The organism is Streptomyces sp. PA03-5A (assembly GCF_033792725.1).
Classification (GTDB): Bacteria; Actinomycetota; Actinomycetes; order Streptomycetales; family Streptomycetaceae; genus Actinacidiphila.
In genome coordinates, this window is record NZ_JARAVL010000014.1 from 109,689 (window position 1) to 127,756 (window position 18,068).

Genomic DNA, 18,068 nt, shown 5'->3' on the forward strand with positions numbered 1-18,068 from the left:
GCCCATGACCCTGCGGTCACTGACCGTTCCGAACCGGATCTGGATGGCCGCCACGTGCCAGTCCACCGCCCCACCGGACGGCGAGCAGGCGGGCGTGCCGAACGACGGGCACTTCGCCCACCTGGCGGCGCGCGCCACCGGCGGCACCGGGCTCATCCTCACCGAACCCACCGCGGTCAGCCCCGAGGGCCGGACCGGCCCGTACGACCTCGGCATCTGGAACGACACCCAGGTCGAGGCCTTCCACCGGATCGCCACATTCCTCAAGTCCCAGGGCACCGTGCCCGGCATCCAGCTCGCCGCCGGGCACCGGGACGCCACCGAGGGGACCTGGGTCGACCGCAGGTTCCCCGGCTCCCCTGGCAGGCAGTACGGCTGGGCGCCCGGGGGTCCCACCGCCGTCCCGTTCGGCACCGGCTCCACCACGCCGGAACAGCTCAGCACCGAGCAGATCGGCCGGATCGTGGCGGACTTCGCCGACGCCGCCCGGCGCGCCCTGGACGCCGGCTTCCAGGTCGCCGAGATCCACGGCGTCCACGGCTACCTCATCAACCAGTTCCTCTCCCCGCACACCAACCGCCGCACCGACGGCTACGGCGGAGACTTCGCGGGCCGCACCCGCTTCGCGCTGGAGGTCGTCGACGCCGTCCGCGCCGTGTGGCCGCAGGACCTGCCGGTCTTCTTCCGCACGTCCGACCCCGACTGGCCGGAGGAGATCACCGACGACACCCTGCGCCTCGCCAAGGAGTTGCAGGCCCGGGGCGTGGACCTGATGGACGTCCCCACCGGCGGCGACCTCCTCCGCAACCAGACCGGCATGCCCGTCGCCGCCGTCGGCCCCCTCGCCGGGCCGGCCCAGGCGCAGGCCGTCGTCCGTTCCGGCCAGGCCGACGCCGTCCTCCTCGGCCAGGAGTTGCGCCGCGACCCGTACTGGGCACTCCGCGCGGCCACGTCGCTAGGCGGGAAGGTCAGCACCCGCCGGTACCAGGCGGCGTAAGTCACGGCTCGGCGGCCGGGACGCAGATCCGACGCCCGCGTCGGCGACCGCCACGTACCCGGCGTCACACCTCCAGGCCCACAGCCGCCTGGCCTGCACCTTCACCGCTCTTCAGCCCCATCCCCATTTCCCGGAGAGGAAACCATGCACGACAGCCCCCTGTTCGCCCCCGTCCGGCTCGGCGCCCTGTCCCTGTCCAACCGCTTCGTCATGCCGCCGATGACGCGAAGCCGCTCCCTGCCGGACGGCAGCCCCGGCCCCTCCGCGCCGCTCTACTACACCCAGCGCGCCTCGGCCGGACTGATCATCACGGAGGGCACCGTCGTCTCCGCCGAAGGTGTCGGCGGCCCCGGCATCCCGGGCCTGTGGAGCGACGCCCAGGTCCAGGGGTGGAAGCGCGTCACCGACGCGGTGCACGCCGCGGGGAGCACCATCGTCACGCAGCTGTGGCACACCGGCCGCGCCTCGCACCCCGTCTTCCAGCCCGACGGCAAGACCCCGGTCGGCCCCTCCCCCATCGCGATCGACGGCCTGGTCTTCACCGACGAGGGCCGCGTGCCCTTCGTGACGCCGCGACCGCTGGAGATCGACGAGATCCAGGCCGTCGTCGCCCAGTTCGCCCAGGCCGGCACGAACGCGCTGGCGGCCGGCTTCGACGGCGTGGAGGTCCACGCGGCCAACGGCTACCTGATCGACCAGTTCCTCCAGGACAGCGCCAACCGGCGCACGGACCGCTACGGCGGGAGCGTCGAGAACCGCGCACGCCTGCTGCTGGAGGTGGTCGACGCCCTGATCGAGACGGTGGGGGCGGACCGCATCGGCGTCCGTATATCCCCGAGCAGCGTCTTCCAGGACATGGCCGACTCCGACCCGGAGGCCCTGTTCGGCTACGTCGTGGACGCGCTCGCCGCTCGCGACCTGGCGTACCTGCACCTGGTGGAGCCGGGCATCGTCGGCAACGACGACTCCACGGCCGAGCGCCGGCCGGCCGACTCCATCGACAGTGCCTGGGCCCGCGAGCGCTACCCGGGCCGTCTGATCGCGACCGGCGGCTACGCACGCGAGGAGGCCCTGCGCGCCGTGGAGAACGGCACCGTCGACGCCGTCGGCTTCGGGCGCGACTTCATCGCCAACCCCGACCTGCCCGAGCGCCTGGCCCGCAACGCGGAGCTGCGCGAGGCGCTGCGGGGCACCTTCTTCGGTGGTGACGACCGCGGCTACCTCGACTACCCCTCCCTCGAAGCCGAGCGCCTCCTCGCCGAACTGCGCGGGGGACGTCTCGAGCCGGTGCCCGGCCTGGAGCTGAACTCCGGGACGCCGCTGGACACATGGCACCTGGCCTGGGCCCAACAGCAGCTCAGCGCCGCCCGAAACTGACCCGGACGGATACCGCACCCGGGTGCCGCCACCGGGTCCCTCAGCCCGACGACGCCTGGCTCAGCTTCTTGAGCTGGGCGTCGATGACGTGCCGGGGGACCTCGGTGGGTTTGCCGTTCACGCCGAAGAGGTTCGAGGCGAACGTCGTGACGGTCGTTCCGCTCCGGACCACCACGTAGGTGAAGACGACGGAGTGCGCGGGGCCCATGTCGTCCGCGGGCATGTCGAGCGTCATGCGGTACGCGAGCGCGTCGTCCCCCAGCGAAGGATCCGGCAGCTTGCGGATCTGCGAGTACGTCCAGCCGGTGACCGAGGACCCGGGTGGCGCGAACTTCGTGCAGGTGTCCACCGCACCGCGCAGTTCCGTCATCACCTTGACCGATTCCTGCTGCCGGTAGGAGTTGAGCGCCACCGTCGTGGAGGACGTGTCGCCCTCATCGGACGTGCGACTGACGATCTTCGCGACCTGCCACACGGGCTGGTACCTGCCGACGAACGCGGTCATGTCGTTGAGCGGCTTGCACCGCGCGGGGACGGGGGCAACCGGGCCCACCACCGGCTGACCGGCCCCCACGTCGCCCACCACGGGGCCGACGCTGAATCCGTCGACGTCCCCCGACCCGAGAGCGGTCCGCTCCAGTTCCCGGTGACCCAGGACTTTCGCGGGTGCCGCGGCCTGCCTCCCGGAGTGCGAGGCCCCCGCACCGTCCAGGCCCCCGTCCCCGCCCCCGCGCCCGCATCCGCATCCGCATCCGACAACGGCCACGGTCAGCACGCACACCGCCGCGGCTGCCCGCGCCACCCCTCTGCCCACGTTCCCCACCTGGTTCCGACGACGCACCGGCACGGAGCGGCAGTCCCGCGGTACCGGCGATGAACAGCGCATGCTCCCACGCGAGTGGCGCCACAGCAACGAGATCCACCCCCGGAAGTAGAAAGACCGTTCTATGCTGTAGCCATGTCGAACGTTACGCACGCATCCGCGCCGGTCCGCCGCTCCGAGGCCCGTGAACGGTTGCTGGGCACGGCGAGCCGGCTCTTCTACGGCGAGGGCATCCGGGCCGTGGGGGTGGACCGCGTCATGGCGGAGGCCGACGTCGCCCGGGGCACCTTCTACCGGCATTTCGCCGGCAAGGACGACCTGGTGCGCGCCTACCTCGAGGCGACGGATCAGGAGATCCGGGACCGGATCACCGCGGCGCAGGCAGGCATCGGTTCGCCTTCCGACTTCCTCTCCGCCGTGGCGCACGGCATAGGTGAGGAAGTGTGCGGCGCCGGGTTCCGGGGCTGTCCGTTCATCAATGCCACGGCTGAGTACCCGGACCCCGAAAGCCCCGCCCACCAGGCGGTGCTGCGACACCGCGCCTGGTTCCTCCAGGTACTGCAGGACGCCTTCCAGCGGCTCGGTGCAGCCGATCCCGCACGTTCGGCCGACGCCATGATGGCCATGCGGGACGGTGCGATGGTGGCCGGCTACCTAGGCGACGCCCGGGCCGCGGGCGCCGTCCTGGAGCACGGGATCGCCGTGCTCATGGCCGCGGCCTGAGTCCGGCTCCTGCGCACGGCCCCCGGCCCCCTCCCCTAAGTGCCGGGAGGAGGCCGCGGGCGGGGGTGGGTCAGCGCGCGGTCGCGGCCTTCTCGACGAGACGCGTCACGGCCTTGGGATCGGTCAGGTGGACCGCGTGCGGGCCGTCTACCTCGATGGTGCGGGCGTGCGCGCGCGACGCCATGAAGCGCTCGGCGGCGGGGGGTATCGTCCGGTCGCCGCGGGCGACGAGGTACCAGGAGGGGATGGTCCTCCAGGCCGGAGTCACGGCCGAGGGCTCGCTGACGGCCTGCGCGGTGACGGGGCGCTGCGTCGCGGCGAGCGCGGCGGCCTTGCTCTTGCTGACGCGGTTGCTGAGGAAGACGTCGCGGAACTTGTCGGGCTTGATGTAGAGGTCGACGCCGGTGCCGCCGTCGGCCTGGGTGAAGGGGACCGCGTTCAGCGCCGTGGGCAGGGGGGCGTCGGGGTCGTCGCTGAGGTGGCTTCCGGGGAACTTGCCCACCAGGTTCGTGATGCTCTCACCCTTGTCGGGGGCGAAGGCGGCGACGTAGACGAGTGCCTTGACGTTGGGGTTGCCGGTGGCGGCATTGGTGATGACCGCGCCGCCGTAGGAGTGGCCCACCAGGACGACCGGGCCGTTGATCGTCTTGAGGTAGTCCGCCAGGTAGGCGGCGTCGCTGCCCAGACCGCGCAGCGGCGTGGCGGGGGCGGTGACCGGGTAGCCGTCGGCCTGCAGGCGCTTGACGACGCCGCTCCAGCCGGCGGAGTCCGCCCAGGCACCGTGGACGAGGACGACGGTCGGCTTGGGCTTCGGCTTGCCTGCCGGCTCGGCGTGATGGTCCGAGGTGGCCGAGGCGGTCGTGGCCAGTCCGGCGGCCAGGGCGAGGCCGACCGCGCTGACGACGGCGAGACGGACGGGGCGAACGGGACGACGGTGGGACATCGCTACTCCTTCAGTGGTGCGGGCGAGGGACGTGAATAGATAGAACGTTCTATCCACACAACCTAGTGTGCGACTTCCTCCGCGGGCAATCAGGAGACGAGAGTGGTGGGTCACATCACGGAGCGTGCGCGGGCCGCTCGGGAGGCCGAGAACGCCGCGACTGCCGAACCGACCCTGAACACGGAGCAGTTCGCCACCCTCGATGCCCTCACCGTCACAGGGGAACGGGAGACGGCCTCCGCGATGGCCGCGACCAACTGGTTCACGGCATCACGCCGCCGGCGCGGCACATCACAGGGCCAGGAACCGAACTGTTGCGGACCGACGTCCCTCGCACCATGACTTCTGACGAGCAGCAAGGGCACGCGAGCCACCACGGGCGCACCTCGCCGTCGGCCGTGACGGTGGATCCGCCGAAGGTCAACGACTACACCAGCTTCGCCGAGGCGTACACGAGTGAGAACGAGACCAACCTGATCAATGCCTACTACGAGCGTCCCGCGATGCTGGCCCTCGCCGGGGAGGTGGCCGGCCGGCGGATCCTCGACGCCGGCTGCGGCGCCGGGGCCCTGTCCGCGGCGCTGCGTGACCGTGGCGCCCTCGTGAGCGGCTTCGATGCGAGTTCCGGGATGCTGGAGCTGGCCCGGCGCCGGCTCGGCGAGGCGGCGGACCTGCAGGTGGCCGACCTGGGCCGCCCCCTTCCCTACGCCGACGACACGTTCGACGATGTCGTCGCGTCCCTGGTGCTGCACTACCTGGAGGACTGGGGGCCGGCGCTGGCCGAACTGCGCCGCGTACTCAAGCCCGGCGGCCGGCTGATCGCGTCCGTCGACCATCCCTTCGCCATCGCCACCATGCACCGCGAGGCCGGCCGCGCAGCCGAGCACGGCTATTTCGACACCACCGCCTGGACCGACGAGTGGACCTTGGGCGGCCGGACCGCCCTGATGAGGCTTTGGCACAGGCCGCTGCATGCGATGACCGATGCGTTCACCGCGGCAGGCTTCCGGATCACGGCCATCAGCGAGCCGGATCCCGACCCCGCCGCCCGTGAGCTGTTCCCCGAGGCCATCGCGGCCCAACCGCGCTTCCTCTGCTTCCTGTTCTTCGTCCTGCAAGCGGACTAGGCGTTTCCCTCGGATTGTCTGATCGTTGGTGGATGTCTGTCGTTGACTGATGCCCAGTTGGGGCAGATCGAGCCGCTGCCGCCGGACCGGGCATCGAGGCGGGAGCGCGGTGACGTGATCACTGGCAGGTGATCGACGTGATCCCGTTCAAGTACCACACCGGACATGATCCTGGCCGACAAGGCGTATTCGTCTCGGGCGACCCGCAGTCACCACCGATGGTGTGGGATGCGTCCCTGATCCCGCGGCCGGCCGACCAGGCCGCGAACCGCAAGCGGCTCGGCGCGGCAAGGTAGATGGTGGCGGTCTTGTCGTAGCGGGTGGCCAGGTCCCGAGGATTCACGGCCCGACGTCACAGGGCGGCCGGCTGTCCGGTCTCACCGTATGCAGGCCGACCCGGGGCCGGAAGTCCGTGCCGGCACCCGGGCCGCCTGCACCCCGGCACGGGGAACCCGCGCTCCGGGCTCCGCGCGAGGCAGAGGCCACGAGCCCGGCAGAACGACCGACGCCCGCCCCACGGCGGTGGGGCGGGCGTCCGGTCCTGGGGTCCGCGCGGGGGGACCGTCGACCACCGGCGAACGCTCGGTCGGCCCGGTCGGTCGAATCCTGACGCCGGATCTTCGCACGTCAGCGCCACGCCGTCACTTCTCCGCACGCTGGTGGCCGGACCGAACGGCACGGGGCCCCGGGGAACGCCCCCGGGGTCCCGCTGCGTACTGCGGCCCTTTCAGCGGGTCAGGCAGGCGTGAGGCCCGGGTTGCCGGCCTCGGTGACGAAGGAGGCGGCCGTGGTGATGGGGGCGCCGGGTGTGGTCACCGCGGACACGGTCTTGAAGTCGGCGCGCGCCGCGTCCTTGCCGAGGGTGACCACGGCGTAGCCGCGGCGGCCGTTGTAGAACTTCAGGTGCGGGTTGGCCTGCAGGTAGGTGGCCCAGTTGGACGGCTTGTCGGAGCCGTCCTTGCCGCTGGTGATCGAGCTGGTGACGATCTCGGTGCCGAGGGTCTTCGAGGCCGGGTCGTCGAAGTCCTTCTTGATGTCGAAGCCGTAGTGGACGTGGACGTCACCGGTGAGGACGACGAGGTTGTCCCGGCCGGCGGACTCCCAGCCGTCGAGGAGACGCTGCCGGGAGGCGGGGTAGCCGTCCCAGGAGTCCATGGAGACCTTGAAGTCCGGTGTCGTGCGGTCCTTGCGCTGGGCGAAGGTGACCTGCTGGGGGACGACGTTCCAGGTCGCCTTCGAGGTGCGCCAGCCGTCGACGAGCCAGCGCTCCTGGGTGGTGCCGGTCATCGTGCGGGCCGGGTCCTGCGACTCCGGTCCCGGGACCTGCCAGCCGTCGCCGTACGCCTGGTCGGAGCGGTACTGGCGGGTGTCGAGGATGTCGAACTGGGCGAGCCGCCCGAACTGCAGGCGCCGGTAGAGCTGGGCGTCGGGGCCGTGCGGGAGCTGGCGGCGCCGCAGCGGCTGGTTCTCCCAGTACGCGCGGTAGGCGGAGGCCCGCCGCAGCAGGAACTCCTCCGGGGGCACGTCGTTCTCGGGGGTGCCGTCCGCGTAGTTGTTCTCGGTCTCGTGGTCGTCCCAGGTGACGACGAAGGCGTGGGCCGCGTGGGCCGCCATCAGGTCGGGGTCGGACTTGTAGAGGGCGTACCGGAGCCGGTAGTCGTCCAGCGTGAGGGTCTCGCGGTTGAAGATCCCGGGCAGGACGCGGTCGGTGTAGGCGCGGGCGCCCCCGGTCGCGGTGACCGCGTACTCGTAGAGGTAGTCGCCGAGGTGGAAGACCGCGTCGAGGTCCTCGTCGGCCAGGTGGCGGTAGGCGGTGAAGTAGCCGTCGTGGTACGCCTGGCAGGACACCGCAGCGAGGCGCAGCTCGGTGAGCCGGGCGCCCTTCGACGGGGCGGTGCGGGTACGGCCCACCGGGCTGACCCACTGGCCCACGCGGAACCGGTAGTAGAGGACGCGGTCGGCGTCCAGGCCGCCCACCTCGACGTGCACGGCGTGGTTGTACTCCGGGTGCGCGTCGACGCTGCCGCGCTTGGTGACGCGGGTGAAGCGCTCGTCGTGGGCGAGTTCCCAGCGGACCTTGAAGCGCTTCTGGGGCAGGCCGCTGCCGGTCTCGTAGGGGCGGGGGGCGAGCCGGGTCCACAGCAGCACCGAATCGGGCATCGGGTCGCCCGAGGCCACGCCCAGCGTGAAGGGATTCTCGGTGATCTGCACGGCGCTCGCCTCGGCTGCCGCGGCGGTGCCGCCGAGCGGGATGTTCGCGGCGAAGGCCAGCGTCGCCGCCGCCCCGGTGACGGTCAGGAAGCGGCGTCTGTCCAAGCGGCGTACGGCGTCACGCAGTTCGGCGGAGTGTCCGGACGGAGAAGGTGATGCGGAAGGCTGCATGTGGGTGCGCAATCCCTGGCGTGCGGAGTTCGGCCGTGAGGCCCGGTTGGTGGTGCCAGGGCATTGCAGTTGTGCAGGACGGCGTGCAGTTGCCGGATGGTTGGCGCGTACATGGCCGGAGGGTGACCGTTGGTCCTCCCCGTCACCCCGGAGCCCGCCCTTCACGGTTCCCGCACGGAACGGCCATTCCCGGAGGGTTGCCCGACGCGGCGCACCCCCCCGGACCCCCGGGATCGGGGCGGCGTCGGAGCCCTCAGGGGTGGCCGCGTTCACCGGGAGCCTTCGTCCACCGGGAACGTCACAACGGCGGAAGGCGGGGGCGCGGGCCAGCCACTTGGCGGGGGAAATCCCGACACCCGCCGGATGGCGTGCGACCGGTGACCTCACAAGTCTGGGGCGCATGACCCACCCAGCACTCGTCGCGGCCGAGGACTCGCCGCCGCTCGACAAGAAGGTCCCGGCGGCCCCCTCCCCGTTCCGCCCCGCGGGGGCTGGGCGGTTGATCGGCGTCGACCTCGCGCGAGGTCTGGCCATCCTGGGGATGTTCGCCGCGCACGTGGGTCCGGACCCCTCGGTGGGCGGCCCGCTCGGCTGGGCGATGGAGCTGGCCCGGGGCCGGTCCTCGGCGCTGTTCGCCCTCCTGGCCGGGTTCGCCCTGGTCCTGCTCACGGGCCGGCCGGAGCCGCGTACCGGCCGCGCGGGACGGCAGGCCATCGGCCGCGTGCTGATCCGGGCCGGCCTGCTGATCGTCCTCGGGTACCTGCTGACGGACCTGGGCACGTCCATCGACGTGATCCTGTCCTACTACGGGCTCGCCTTCCTCCTCGTCCTGCCCCTGTACCGGTTGCGGGCCCGCACGCTGGCGCTGATCGCGGCGGTCACCGCGCTCGTACTGCCACAGGTCCTGTACGTACTGCGGGTCGCCATCGACAACGGCGGCTGGAGCGATACGGTGATCGCACACGATCCGCTGGCCCGGCTGACCGGCTCGGACGGATTCCTGGAGCTGCTGGTCACCGGCGACTACCCGGTGCTGACGTGGGTGTCCTTCCTCATCGCCGGAATGGCCGTGGCCCGGCTCGACCTGCGGCGGCCCGGCGTGCACGCGAAGGTCGCCGTGTGCGGGGCGGCACTGGCCGTGCTCGGCTACGGCGGCTCCTGGCTGGCCCTGCACCTGGCTCCGGGCGCGCGGGCCGCGATCAGTGCGGCCACGGACGGCGCTCCCACGGCCTCGGCCTGGTGGTCGGACGCGTTGTCCCAGGCGTACGGGGACCAGGTCGTCGACACGCCGTCCTGGTTGCTGGTGGCCGCGCCGCACAGCCAGACGACGTTCTCGATCCTCGGCAACACCGGGGTCGCGCTCCTGGTGCTGGCCACCTGCCTGGCGGTGGTCGAACGGTCGGCACGCGTGCGGTGGGCGGCCACGCCCGTGATCGCCGTGGGTTCGATCTCGCTGACCGCGTACGTCGGCCACATCGTCGCCATCAAGGCCCTGGGCGTCGACGACCTGCCGGACTCCGCCGCCCTACCGGTCCTGCTCTCCTTCGCCGCGGCCGCGATGGTCCTGGCCCTGGCCTGGACCCGGATCTTCCGGCGAGGGCCTCTGGAGGTCCTCGTGCACGCGGCCACCACCCCGGCCCGGCTGATCACCTGAGCGTCAGCGGGGCCACGACGGGTGTGCGGGGGCGGTCCGGCGCCGTCCTCGCACACCGCCGCCGGGGTCAGGGGGTGCCGAGCGTCTGCCGCGGGCGGGCGACCTCGCCATGCTGAGCAGCGACGGCGGCGAGCGTGTCCCGGTTGCCCGGCCCCGCCTCAGGACCGCCTGGCGGCGGGGTGCGCCGGGCACCCGGCAGCTGGTGGACGGCGGCGGCCTTCCGGGCGGGGTTACCGCCCCACTCCTCACGGGAGGGGACTTCCTCGCCCTTCATGAGGAAGGAGTCGGCGGCCAGCACGGCCCCGTCGCCCACGGTGGTGCCGTAGTGGACGAATGCCCCGACCCCGAGGGTCACACCGGCGCCCAGCCTGGCGTGGTCGGACTTGAAGGCGCCGTCCTCCTGGGAGTGGCACTGGATGACCGTGCCGGTGTTGAGGGTGCAGTGGTCGCCGATGGTGACCAGGCCCCGTTCGATCAGGGAGCAGCCGTCGTCGAAGACCCTCCGGCCGATCCTGACGCCGAGGAGCCGCCAGACGAGGTTCTTGAACGGGGTGCCGTTGAAGAGCTGCATGTACCGGTGGGTGGTCAGCTTCCAGAAGCGCTCGTGGCGCCAGAAGGACGGCTCGTAGATCGAGCAGTACAGGGGCTTCAGCGGCCGTACGCGGGTGACGACCCGCTCGACCAGCGCGTAGTAGGCGACGGTGAACATCAGGGTGATCAGGCCGGCCAGGGCGACCGGCGCCACGCCGTGGACGTGGTACAGGTCGACGGCGGTCATCGCCACCAGGGCGGCGACGTGGAAGTGGAACCACTGCATCAGCACGTACAGGAGCGCGGTGAGGGCATTGTGCCTGTTCTTGCCTGCCAGGCGGCGCCGCCGCTCCTCACCGGTGGCGAGGTGGTCGAGCCGCTGGTCACGTTGCACGGTGCGCGGGATCTCGAAGCTCGGCGAGCCGAGCAGGCCGACGCCTTCCCGCGTGGGGCCGTCGATGGGGACCATGACCTTCGTGGCGAGCAGGCAGTTGTCACCGGCGCGCCCGTGCGCGGGGTAGACGATGTTGTTGCCGAGGAAGCTGCCCGCGCCGATCGCCGCCGGGGAGAGGCGGAAGGACGTGCTGGAGAAGTCGGCGTTGATGACGGACAGGCCGTCCGCGACCATCGTGCCGTTGCCCACCTCGCACAGGTAGGGCGTGTCGTGCTTGACCAGCGAGCCGAAGTTCGAACCCGTCTGCTCGACCCGGCGCAGGCCGTACCCGAGGCAGCGCAGGTAGTGGACGATGGCGGAGCTGTCACCGAAGAGCAGCACGAAGAACCTGATGTTGGTCATCCGCGCGAGGGCCCGCTGGACACCGTGGTGGAAGCCGTACAGGGGGTAGGTCCTTCCCGGTTCGATCGTCCGGCGGAGCAGGCGAGGCAGGGCGTTCACCGCCACCAGGGAAGCCAGGAGACCGCCGAAGAAGGCCACGAGCGAGGCGGTCAGTGCGTCGATGTGGAACGCGGGACTGGAGAAGGCGTGCTCAGGGGCCGACACCACGTCCAGCTGCGGCAGGGCGGCGAACAGCGGGGCGAGACCGCCCACCGCCACCGGCAGGTACACCCCGAGCAACAGCACCAATTGTGCGGCTGTGTAGCGGGCCTTGCGCCAAGTGCCGCACGCGAGCGGCTGGACGACCCGGAAATCGGTGCCGCTCGGCTGGGCGGGGGAACCGTGCCAGGAAGCGCCGGCGGGAACGGCCTGGCCGCTGTGGAGCGCGGAGGCGTGGGCGAGCCGGGCACCGTCGCCCATCGAGGTGTCGATGTCCAGGACGGCCTGCTCGCCGACCGTCACGTTCCGGCCGAGCGTCACCGGACCGGTCTCGATCATTCCGGCACGGGCGCGGTAGCAGGAGAAGAGCGCGTCCTTGCGGATGACGGTCCCCTGCCCGACGGTGAGCAGGTCCGTGCACACCGGCACATGGTGCGAGAGGACCACGCTGTCGCGTCCGACACGCGCTCCCAGCGCCCTCAGGTAGAGCACGTACAGCGGGGTGCCGGCGAACAGGCGCATGGGGCTGGTGCGGATCAGGGCCTTCACGCACCAGAACCGCAGGTAGGTGAGGCTCCACACCGGGAAGCGCCGTGGCCGGAAGCGCCCCATCAGGATCCACTTGGCGGCGACGGGCAGGGCGCAGAGACCGGCGAACCCCGCGCCGGCGGACAGCGCGGACCGCAGGTACACACCGGCGAATCCCGAGCCGTCCCGGATCCACTCGTACCCGCGGGTGACCGCGAGGGCGGATACGAAGGACATGCCGAGGAACACGAGCAGCTGGAGCGCCCCGCAGAGCACGTACCGCGCGGTGCCCGTCGCGGCGGGTGCTGCCGCCGCACCGGGTACCTCGGCGCCTGGTCCGGCCGGAGGCTCTTCGGGCCTTTCCACCCGCAGCTCCAGGGCGGCGGCGAGGCCGCGGATGGTGGGATTCCGGTAGACGTCCTTCATCGAGACGGTGGGTAGGTCGTCGCGCTTGCGTACGCGGGCGCAGAAATGAGCCATCAGCAGAGAATCCGCACCCAGGTCGGTGAAGAAATGACCGTCTGCCGGTACCTGCTCGGTTCGCAGGACACCCGCGAGAACTTCGGCAAGAAGTGTCTCGACGCGATTCTCCGCCCTGGATCCCGAAGCGCCGGCCACGCCCTGCGAGCCGGCCGAAGCCGCAGTGGACTGCTCAAAGCTGTTGCAGGTCACGGTCGTTCCTCCTGCCCGTCGGGACAGGAGGAGCTCGCGGATCGTGGCTCGTCATTCCAGTGCATGGTCGTTCACCCACAGTCGGTGCCGCGATATCGGGTCGATGGCAGAGGCGATGACGGAAGTCACCCCTTTTGCCTTCCGGAACGCCTCGCATTCCATTCGGCCCTACCGTTCGGATTCCGTCACGTCACTCCAGTTCGGGGCTTGACATGAAAAGAGGGACTGGATGTGCACGCACCGGTCGGCGGAGCGCCGCGAGCGCCACACCCGTCGTCGCGGAGACGGCCCGGTCAGTTCGCCTGGTCGATGACGTCGCGGAGGTACTGCACGGCGAGCTTCTCGGCGTGAGGGTGACGTTCGATCGCCACTCCGGCCTCCCCGAGCCACCGTGCGTAGAGCGTGACGCCGGCGAGGAGGGCCCGGCCGGCGTCGTGCCGGTCGTCACCGCACAGGGTCGCCCGGAGGTCACGCGCCTCGTCCGGCGCGATGGATTCGAGGTGGCGCACACCGCGGGGGGCTGCACCCACCCGGAGGGCCGCCAGGGGGCCCAGTACGGCCTCGCGCAGGTAGCCGAGGAGGCCGATGACCTCGAACAGTTCACCGCGGCCGAGTTTCGTCGCGCCGTAGTGCACCCAGGTCCAGAACCGGTCCTCGATCCATTGGAGGTCGAACGACGGGGTGGCCGGCGGATGCTCCGCGAGTGAGGTGGCAAGGCGGCCGTCGCGGTCCCACAGGATGTCCGGGTCCTCGGTGCGGTCGGCGAAGTCGGAGCCCCGCACGAACTTGAAGTCGACGTGGAGGAGGGGCGGCCCGACGAGCGTGATGATCAGGCGGGGTTCGCCGACGTGCTCCCCGGTGAATCCGGCCACGAGGGCGGCCCAGCAACCGATCAGCGTGAGACGCTCCGCCATGACCGAGTCGAACGCCTCGTCGTCGATGACCACGATCAGGTCGACATCGGAGTAGATGTCGGGGTGTCCACCGGCGATCGACCCCGCGATGGCAACACCACTGACGCGGTCGTCCCGTTGGATCCGCGGAAGCACGTCGTCGAGGAACCGGCCGTGCAGGGAGGGGACGTCCATGGCAATCCTTCCGATCGGGGCAAAGTCTTGCAACGTAGCAGGCTGTTGGACCGGATCTCCAAGGGAATAACGGCACGGACACCCCGGTGGCGGATCTCCACTCCCCCACGCCGGCACGAGCACGATCGGGCACACTGTCACCACTGTTTCCGCCATCGCCCTCCCCCGCGGCAGGCGAGGGATACGGCGCGCGTTCACCCCGGCTGTCACCTGCATCAGCCGTTGCCCAGAGGCCACTTCCCCCGAATACGGTGCAGACGGATGCACTGAGCACCCACCGCGCGGAACGCATCGTTGCCCCGAGTTTCACAAGGTGGAGGCACCACTCTTCACAGTGAATTCATACATGCATATGATCACGTCGCCCAGGTGACGCCAACCCGCTGCGGTGTGACGCCCCTGGACGGCTGGGGGCGATCGTCCCCTGCCCGGACCCCAACCAGGGAAACCCTTGAAGCGACACCACAGACGCTGGAGCGTGCCGGTCATCGCCGGCGCTTCGGTACTCGCCCTCACGAGCCCGATCACGGCTCAGGCAGCCGCCCCTTCCGACGCTCCCACTCCATCACCCGCATCCGCATCCGCATCCGCATCCGCCGCGGACCATGTGCCCGCGGGCGACCACACCGTCACACTGATCACCGGCGACGTCGTGACCACCGGTCAGGCCGCCCGGGGCGGCGGACAGTCCGGGGGCACCGTCACCGTCCGCGGTGCCGACGGGCTGCCGGCGCGGACCCGCATCACGACGTCGGGCGACGACCTCTACGTCTACCCCGAGTCCGCCCTGCCCTTCCTGGCCCAGGGCACGCTGGACCGGCAGCTGTTCAACGTCACGGACCTGATCGCGGACGGATACGACGACGCGCACCGCGCCCGGCTGCCGCTGATCGTCTCCTACACGCAGCCCGGCGCCGCACGCCGCTCGTCCGCCGTCCCCGAGGGCGCGGCCCGGGTGCGGAACCTGGACAGCATCCAGGGCGCCGCGCTGACCGCGGACCGCTCCCGCGCGGACGACTTCTGGAAGTCCGTGGCCGGGGCGGCGGCGAACGACGGCGCCCGGGCCCAGAACGCCCAGCCGTCCTTCGGCGGCGGCATCTCGCACATCTGGCTCGACGCCCCCATCCACGCCGACCTCGCCGACAGCACCACGCAGATCGGCGCCCCGCAGGTCTGGCAGGGCGGTGACACCGGGCAGGGCGTGGACGTCGCCGTCCTCGACACCGGCGTCGACGCCGGCCACCCGGACCTGGCGGACCGCATCGCGACCCGCCAGAGCTTCGTACCGGACGAGAACACCGACGACCACGCCGGACACGGCACCCACGTCGCGTCCATCATCGCCGGAACCGGTGCGGCCTCCGGCGGCAAGGAGAAGGGCGTCGCCCCGGGCGCCCGCCTGAGCATCGGCAAGGTGCTGGACAACCACGGCAGCGGACAGATCTCCTACGCCCTGGCCGGCATGGAGTGGGCGGCCGTCGACCGGCGCGCCAAGATCATCAACATGAGCCTCGGCACCAGCCAGGTGTCCGACGGAACCGACCCGATGAGCCAGGCCATCGACCGGCTCAGCGCCCAGACCGGCGCGCTGTTCGTGGTCGCCGCAGGCAACTTCGGTGAGGATCCGAACACCATCGTCGCACCGGGGGCGGCCACCTCGGCGCTGACCGTGGGCGCGGTCGACTCCACCGACTCGCTCGCGTCGTTCTCCAGCAGGGGCCCCCGTATCGACGGCGCGCTGAAGCCGGAGATCACCGCCCCCGGCGTCGACATCCTGGCGGCCAACTCCCAGTTCGACGGGAACGACCAGGGCTCCTACCAGTCCATGAGCGGCACGTCGATGGCCACACCGCACGTCGCGGGCGCCGCCGCCCTGCTGGCCGCGGCCCATCCGGACCTCACCGGGAGCCAGTTGAAGGACCTGCTGGCCAGCAGTTCCCGGCAGACCCCGACGTACGACGCCTTCGAGGCCGGCAGCGGCCGGCTGGACGTCGCCGCGGCGGCGCGGGCCGGGGTCTTCGCCTCGGCGACCGCCTTCGCGGCCCAGTACAAGGGCGGCGCCCTCCAGCGCCCGGTGACGTACACCAACGTCACCGACGCGCCGGTCGCGCTCTCGCTGTCCGTCGACGCGGCGCACGCCCCGTCCGGGATGTTCCGCCTGTCGGCCTCCCAGGTGGTCGTCCCCGCGCACGGCTCCACCCAGGTCACGGTGACGATCGACGGCTCGGCGGGCACCGCCAAGGAGCACTACTCGGGCCAGGTGCTCGCGACGGACACGGCCGGCAGGGCCGTGGCGCACACCGCCGTCTCCCTCGGCTTCGCGACGATGCACAAGCTGACGCTGACGTTCAAGGACTCCGAGGGCAATCCCACCTCCGGCGACGTCATGCTGATCAAGGCAGGGAGCAAGGACCCCGTCCCGGTGGGTGTCGGCCCCTCGGGCACCGTGGAGATCTTCGTGCCCGACGACGTGTACTCGGCCCTGTCCTACCAGGAGGTCCAGGGCGTCCACGGTCCCCATTCCAGGGGCCTGGCGCTGCTCGGCGACCCCGACGTGCTGGTGGACCGGGACACCACCGTCACGTTCGACGCCTCCAAGGTCAAGCGCATCGACATGACCACCCCGCAGCGCAGCGACGTGACGTTCCAGAAGCTGGGCTACAACCGCGTCATGAACGGCGTGAGGTCGGGTCTGTCGGCCGAGAGCGTCTACTACGACAGCATCTGGGCGCAGCCGACCACCCACAAGGTCACCCACGGGGACTTCCAGCTGACCGCCCGTTGGCGCGCCGAGAAGCCGGCGCTGGCGGTCTCCACCCGCACGACCGAGTTCACCGGCATCCTGCGCCAGGAGGGCATCACGCCGCTGGCCAGGGGCACCTACAAGCTGCCGCTGGTCTTCGCCGGCCAGGGGTCGAGCGAGGACTACGCCCACCTCGACGCGCGCGGCAAGGCCGTGGTGGTCCGCCACAGCGACGACGTCAGCGACCTCGACCAGGCGGCCAACGCGATCGCCGCGGGCGCCGAGCTCATGCTGGTCGTGGAGAACGGCTACGGCCGCCCGGTGCGCTCCTACGCACCGCTCGGTCAGCGGCCCGTCGCACTCGACGTCGGCCTGCTCGGCACCGAGGAGGGCGAGAAGCTCATCCGGCAGGCCAAGGACGGCGGGGCCAGGATCACCGTCGACTCCGAGACCGCGAGCCCGTACGTCTACGACCTCGCGCACGCCTGGCAGAACGAGATCCCGTCGAAGATGACGGTCAAGGGCGACACGAAGAACCTCGCCCGGATCGACGTCACCTTCGCGAGCCCGAAGCCGGAGGTTCCCGGCGCCGAGTTCCGCTTCGAGTGGCTGGACGGCGTCGACTGGTCCTCCGGGCCCATCATGCCGGAGCCCGCGAACGGCCAGCGGACCGACTGGGTGTCCACCGACGGTGTCCGCTGGCACCAGGAGGCGTTCGCCGAGTCCATCGGGTTCGAGGAGGGAGCAAAGACCGCCTACCGGGCCGGCAGCAGGCAGTCCGAGGAGTGGTTCAAGCCGATCCAGCGCCCCTTCCTGAACGACGCCTTCTTCAACAACCTGCCGCCCACCCGCAACGGCAGCCTCCTGTACATCGACATCCCGGCCTGGGGCAGCGGCAACCACGTCGGGTGGAACCAGGACCCGGCCGTGACCCAGCAGCAGACGCTGTACCAGGGCAACACCCAGCTGGGCCAGGGGAACTTCACGAACGTCTGGGGAGACGCCCCCAGCCGCGGCAAGCTGCCGTACAAGCTGGTCGTCACCGGTGAGCGGGACGTGACCTACACCCCGTACTCCTCCCGTACGCGCACCGAGTGGGACTTCACGTCGGCGCAGCCGACCGATGCCGCCACCGTGGTGCTGCCGCTGGTGCAGCTCGACTACCGGATCGGCACCGACGCGGCAGGCCGCGCCGGGCGGCACGACACCCTGTCCGTCACCGCCGCCCACCTGCCGGGCGCCAGCCTCGCCGGCAAGCTCGGCGCGGTCGGCGTGGAGCTGTCCTACGACGACGGCCGGACCTGGCACAAGGCCGCCTGCGGCAGCGACGGGCGGCTCCGCCTGGACGCCCCGAACAGGGCGCCCTTCGTGTCGCTGCGGGCGAGCGCGAAGGACTCGGCGGGCAACTCGGTGCGCCAGACGGTGATCCGGGCCTTCGGCCTGCGCTGAGGCGCGGCCGTTCACCGCACCCGCCACGGGTGCGGCC

At 71.3% G+C, this 18,068-nt stretch carries 12 protein-coding genes; 7 read left to right on the top strand and 5 right to left on the bottom strand.

Features of this window, described 5'->3' with window-relative positions:
* The first annotated feature begins 4 nt into the window (after positions 1-4).
* Positions 5-997, top strand: a complete 993-nt coding sequence (locus PV410_RS19200) for an oxidoreductase (RefSeq protein WP_500326219.1) — start codon at positions 5-7, stop codon at positions 995-997.
* Positions 998-1,141: 144 nt separating this feature from the next.
* Positions 1,142-2,374, top strand: a complete 1,233-nt coding sequence (locus PV410_RS19205; protein ID WP_500326052.1) for an alkene reductase — start codon at positions 1,142-1,144, stop codon at positions 2,372-2,374.
* A 40-nt stretch (positions 2,375-2,414) separates the two neighbouring features.
* Here PV410_RS19205 and PV410_RS19210 read toward each other — a convergent pair whose 3' ends face one another.
* A complete protein-coding gene (locus tag PV410_RS19210; RefSeq protein ID WP_500326053.1) occupies positions 2,415-2,960 on the bottom strand; it encodes a hypothetical protein in 546 nt (181 codons plus the stop codon).
* A 372-nt stretch (positions 2,961-3,332) separates the two neighbouring features.
* On the opposite strand from PV410_RS19210, the gene PV410_RS19215 reads away from it, so the two are divergent.
* Entirely contained in the window at positions 3,333-3,920 is a 588-nt protein-coding gene (locus PV410_RS19215) for a TetR/AcrR family transcriptional regulator (protein ID WP_500326055.1), read from the top strand.
* A gap of 70 nt (positions 3,921-3,990) precedes the next feature.
* Here PV410_RS19215 and PV410_RS19220 read toward each other — a convergent pair whose 3' ends face one another.
* Positions 3,991-4,863: an alpha/beta fold hydrolase gene (locus PV410_RS19220; protein WP_500326057.1), complete on the bottom strand. Its 873-nt coding sequence runs from the start codon at positions 4,861-4,863 to the stop codon at positions 3,991-3,993.
* 338 nt (positions 4,864-5,201) lie between these two features.
* Here PV410_RS19220 and PV410_RS19225 point away from each other — a divergent pair, with 338 nt between their 5' ends.
* Together PV410_RS19225 and PV410_RS19230 are read left to right on the top strand one after the other, a co-directional pair.
* Entirely contained in the window at positions 5,202-5,990 is a 789-nt protein-coding gene (locus PV410_RS19225) for a class I SAM-dependent methyltransferase (protein ID WP_500326059.1), read from the top strand.
* Between the two features lie 128 nt (positions 5,991-6,118).
* Positions 6,119-6,286: a hypothetical protein gene (locus PV410_RS19230; RefSeq protein ID WP_500326061.1), complete on the top strand. Its 168-nt coding sequence runs from the start codon at positions 6,119-6,121 to the stop codon at positions 6,284-6,286.
* 439 nt (positions 6,287-6,725) lie between these two features.
* Here PV410_RS19230 and PV410_RS19235 read toward each other — a convergent pair whose 3' ends face one another.
* Positions 6,726-8,372: an alkaline phosphatase D family protein gene (locus tag PV410_RS19235; protein ID WP_500326063.1), complete on the bottom strand. Its 1,647-nt coding sequence runs from the start codon at positions 8,370-8,372 to the stop codon at positions 6,726-6,728.
* 400 nt (positions 8,373-8,772) lie between these two features.
* Here PV410_RS19235 and PV410_RS19240 point away from each other — a divergent pair, with 400 nt between their 5' ends.
* The gene (locus PV410_RS19240) at positions 8,773-10,026 is read left to right on the top strand and encodes a DUF418 domain-containing protein (RefSeq protein WP_500326065.1); all 1,254 of its coding nucleotides are present in this window, start codon (positions 8,773-8,775) and stop codon (positions 10,024-10,026) included.
* A gap of 67 nt (positions 10,027-10,093) precedes the next feature.
* On the opposite strand, the gene PV410_RS19245 is transcribed toward PV410_RS19240, so the two are convergent.
* The gene (locus tag PV410_RS19245) at positions 10,094-12,751 is read right to left on the bottom strand and encodes a Pls/PosA family non-ribosomal peptide synthetase (protein ID WP_500326067.1); all 2,658 of its coding nucleotides are present in this window, start codon (positions 12,749-12,751) and stop codon (positions 10,094-10,096) included.
* 293 nt (positions 12,752-13,044) lie between these two features.
* On the bottom strand, positions 13,045-13,839 hold the full coding sequence (locus PV410_RS19250) for a nucleotidyltransferase domain-containing protein (protein ID WP_500326069.1): 795 nt from the start codon (positions 13,837-13,839) through the stop codon (positions 13,045-13,047).
* A gap of 652 nt (positions 13,840-14,491) precedes the next feature.
* Between PV410_RS19250 and PV410_RS19255 the strand changes: the two genes are divergently transcribed.
* Positions 14,492-18,031, top strand: a complete 3,540-nt coding sequence (locus tag PV410_RS19255; RefSeq protein WP_500326071.1) for a S8 family serine peptidase — start codon at positions 14,492-14,494, stop codon at positions 18,029-18,031.
* Positions 18,032-18,068 lie beyond the last annotated feature (37 nt).

What these genes read in the sequence shown, in the direction of transcription:
- PV410_RS19200 (WP_500326219.1), top strand. Translation starts at nt 5, where the DNA reads ATGACCCTGCGGTCACTGACCGTTCCGAACCGGATCTGGATGGCCGCC.
- PV410_RS19250 (WP_500326069.1), bottom strand. Translation starts at nt 13,839, where the DNA reads ATGGACGTCCCCTCCCTGCACGGCCGGTTCCTCGACGACGTGCTTCCG.
- PV410_RS19235 (WP_500326063.1), bottom strand. Translation starts at nt 8,372, where the DNA reads ATGCAGCCTTCCGCATCACCTTCTCCGTCCGGACACTCCGCCGAACTG.
- PV410_RS19225 (WP_500326059.1), top strand. Translation starts at nt 5,202, where the DNA reads ATGACTTCTGACGAGCAGCAAGGGCACGCGAGCCACCACGGGCGCACC.
- PV410_RS19205 (WP_500326052.1), top strand. Translation starts at nt 1,142, where the DNA reads ATGCACGACAGCCCCCTGTTCGCCCCCGTCCGGCTCGGCGCCCTGTCC.
- PV410_RS19220 (WP_500326057.1), bottom strand. Translation starts at nt 4,863, where the DNA reads ATGTCCCACCGTCGTCCCGTTCGCCCCGTCCGTCTCGCCGTCGTCAGC.
- PV410_RS19215 (WP_500326055.1), top strand. Translation starts at nt 3,333, where the DNA reads ATGTCGAACGTTACGCACGCATCCGCGCCGGTCCGCCGCTCCGAGGCC.
- PV410_RS19240 (WP_500326065.1), top strand. Translation starts at nt 8,773, where the DNA reads ATGACCCACCCAGCACTCGTCGCGGCCGAGGACTCGCCGCCGCTCGAC.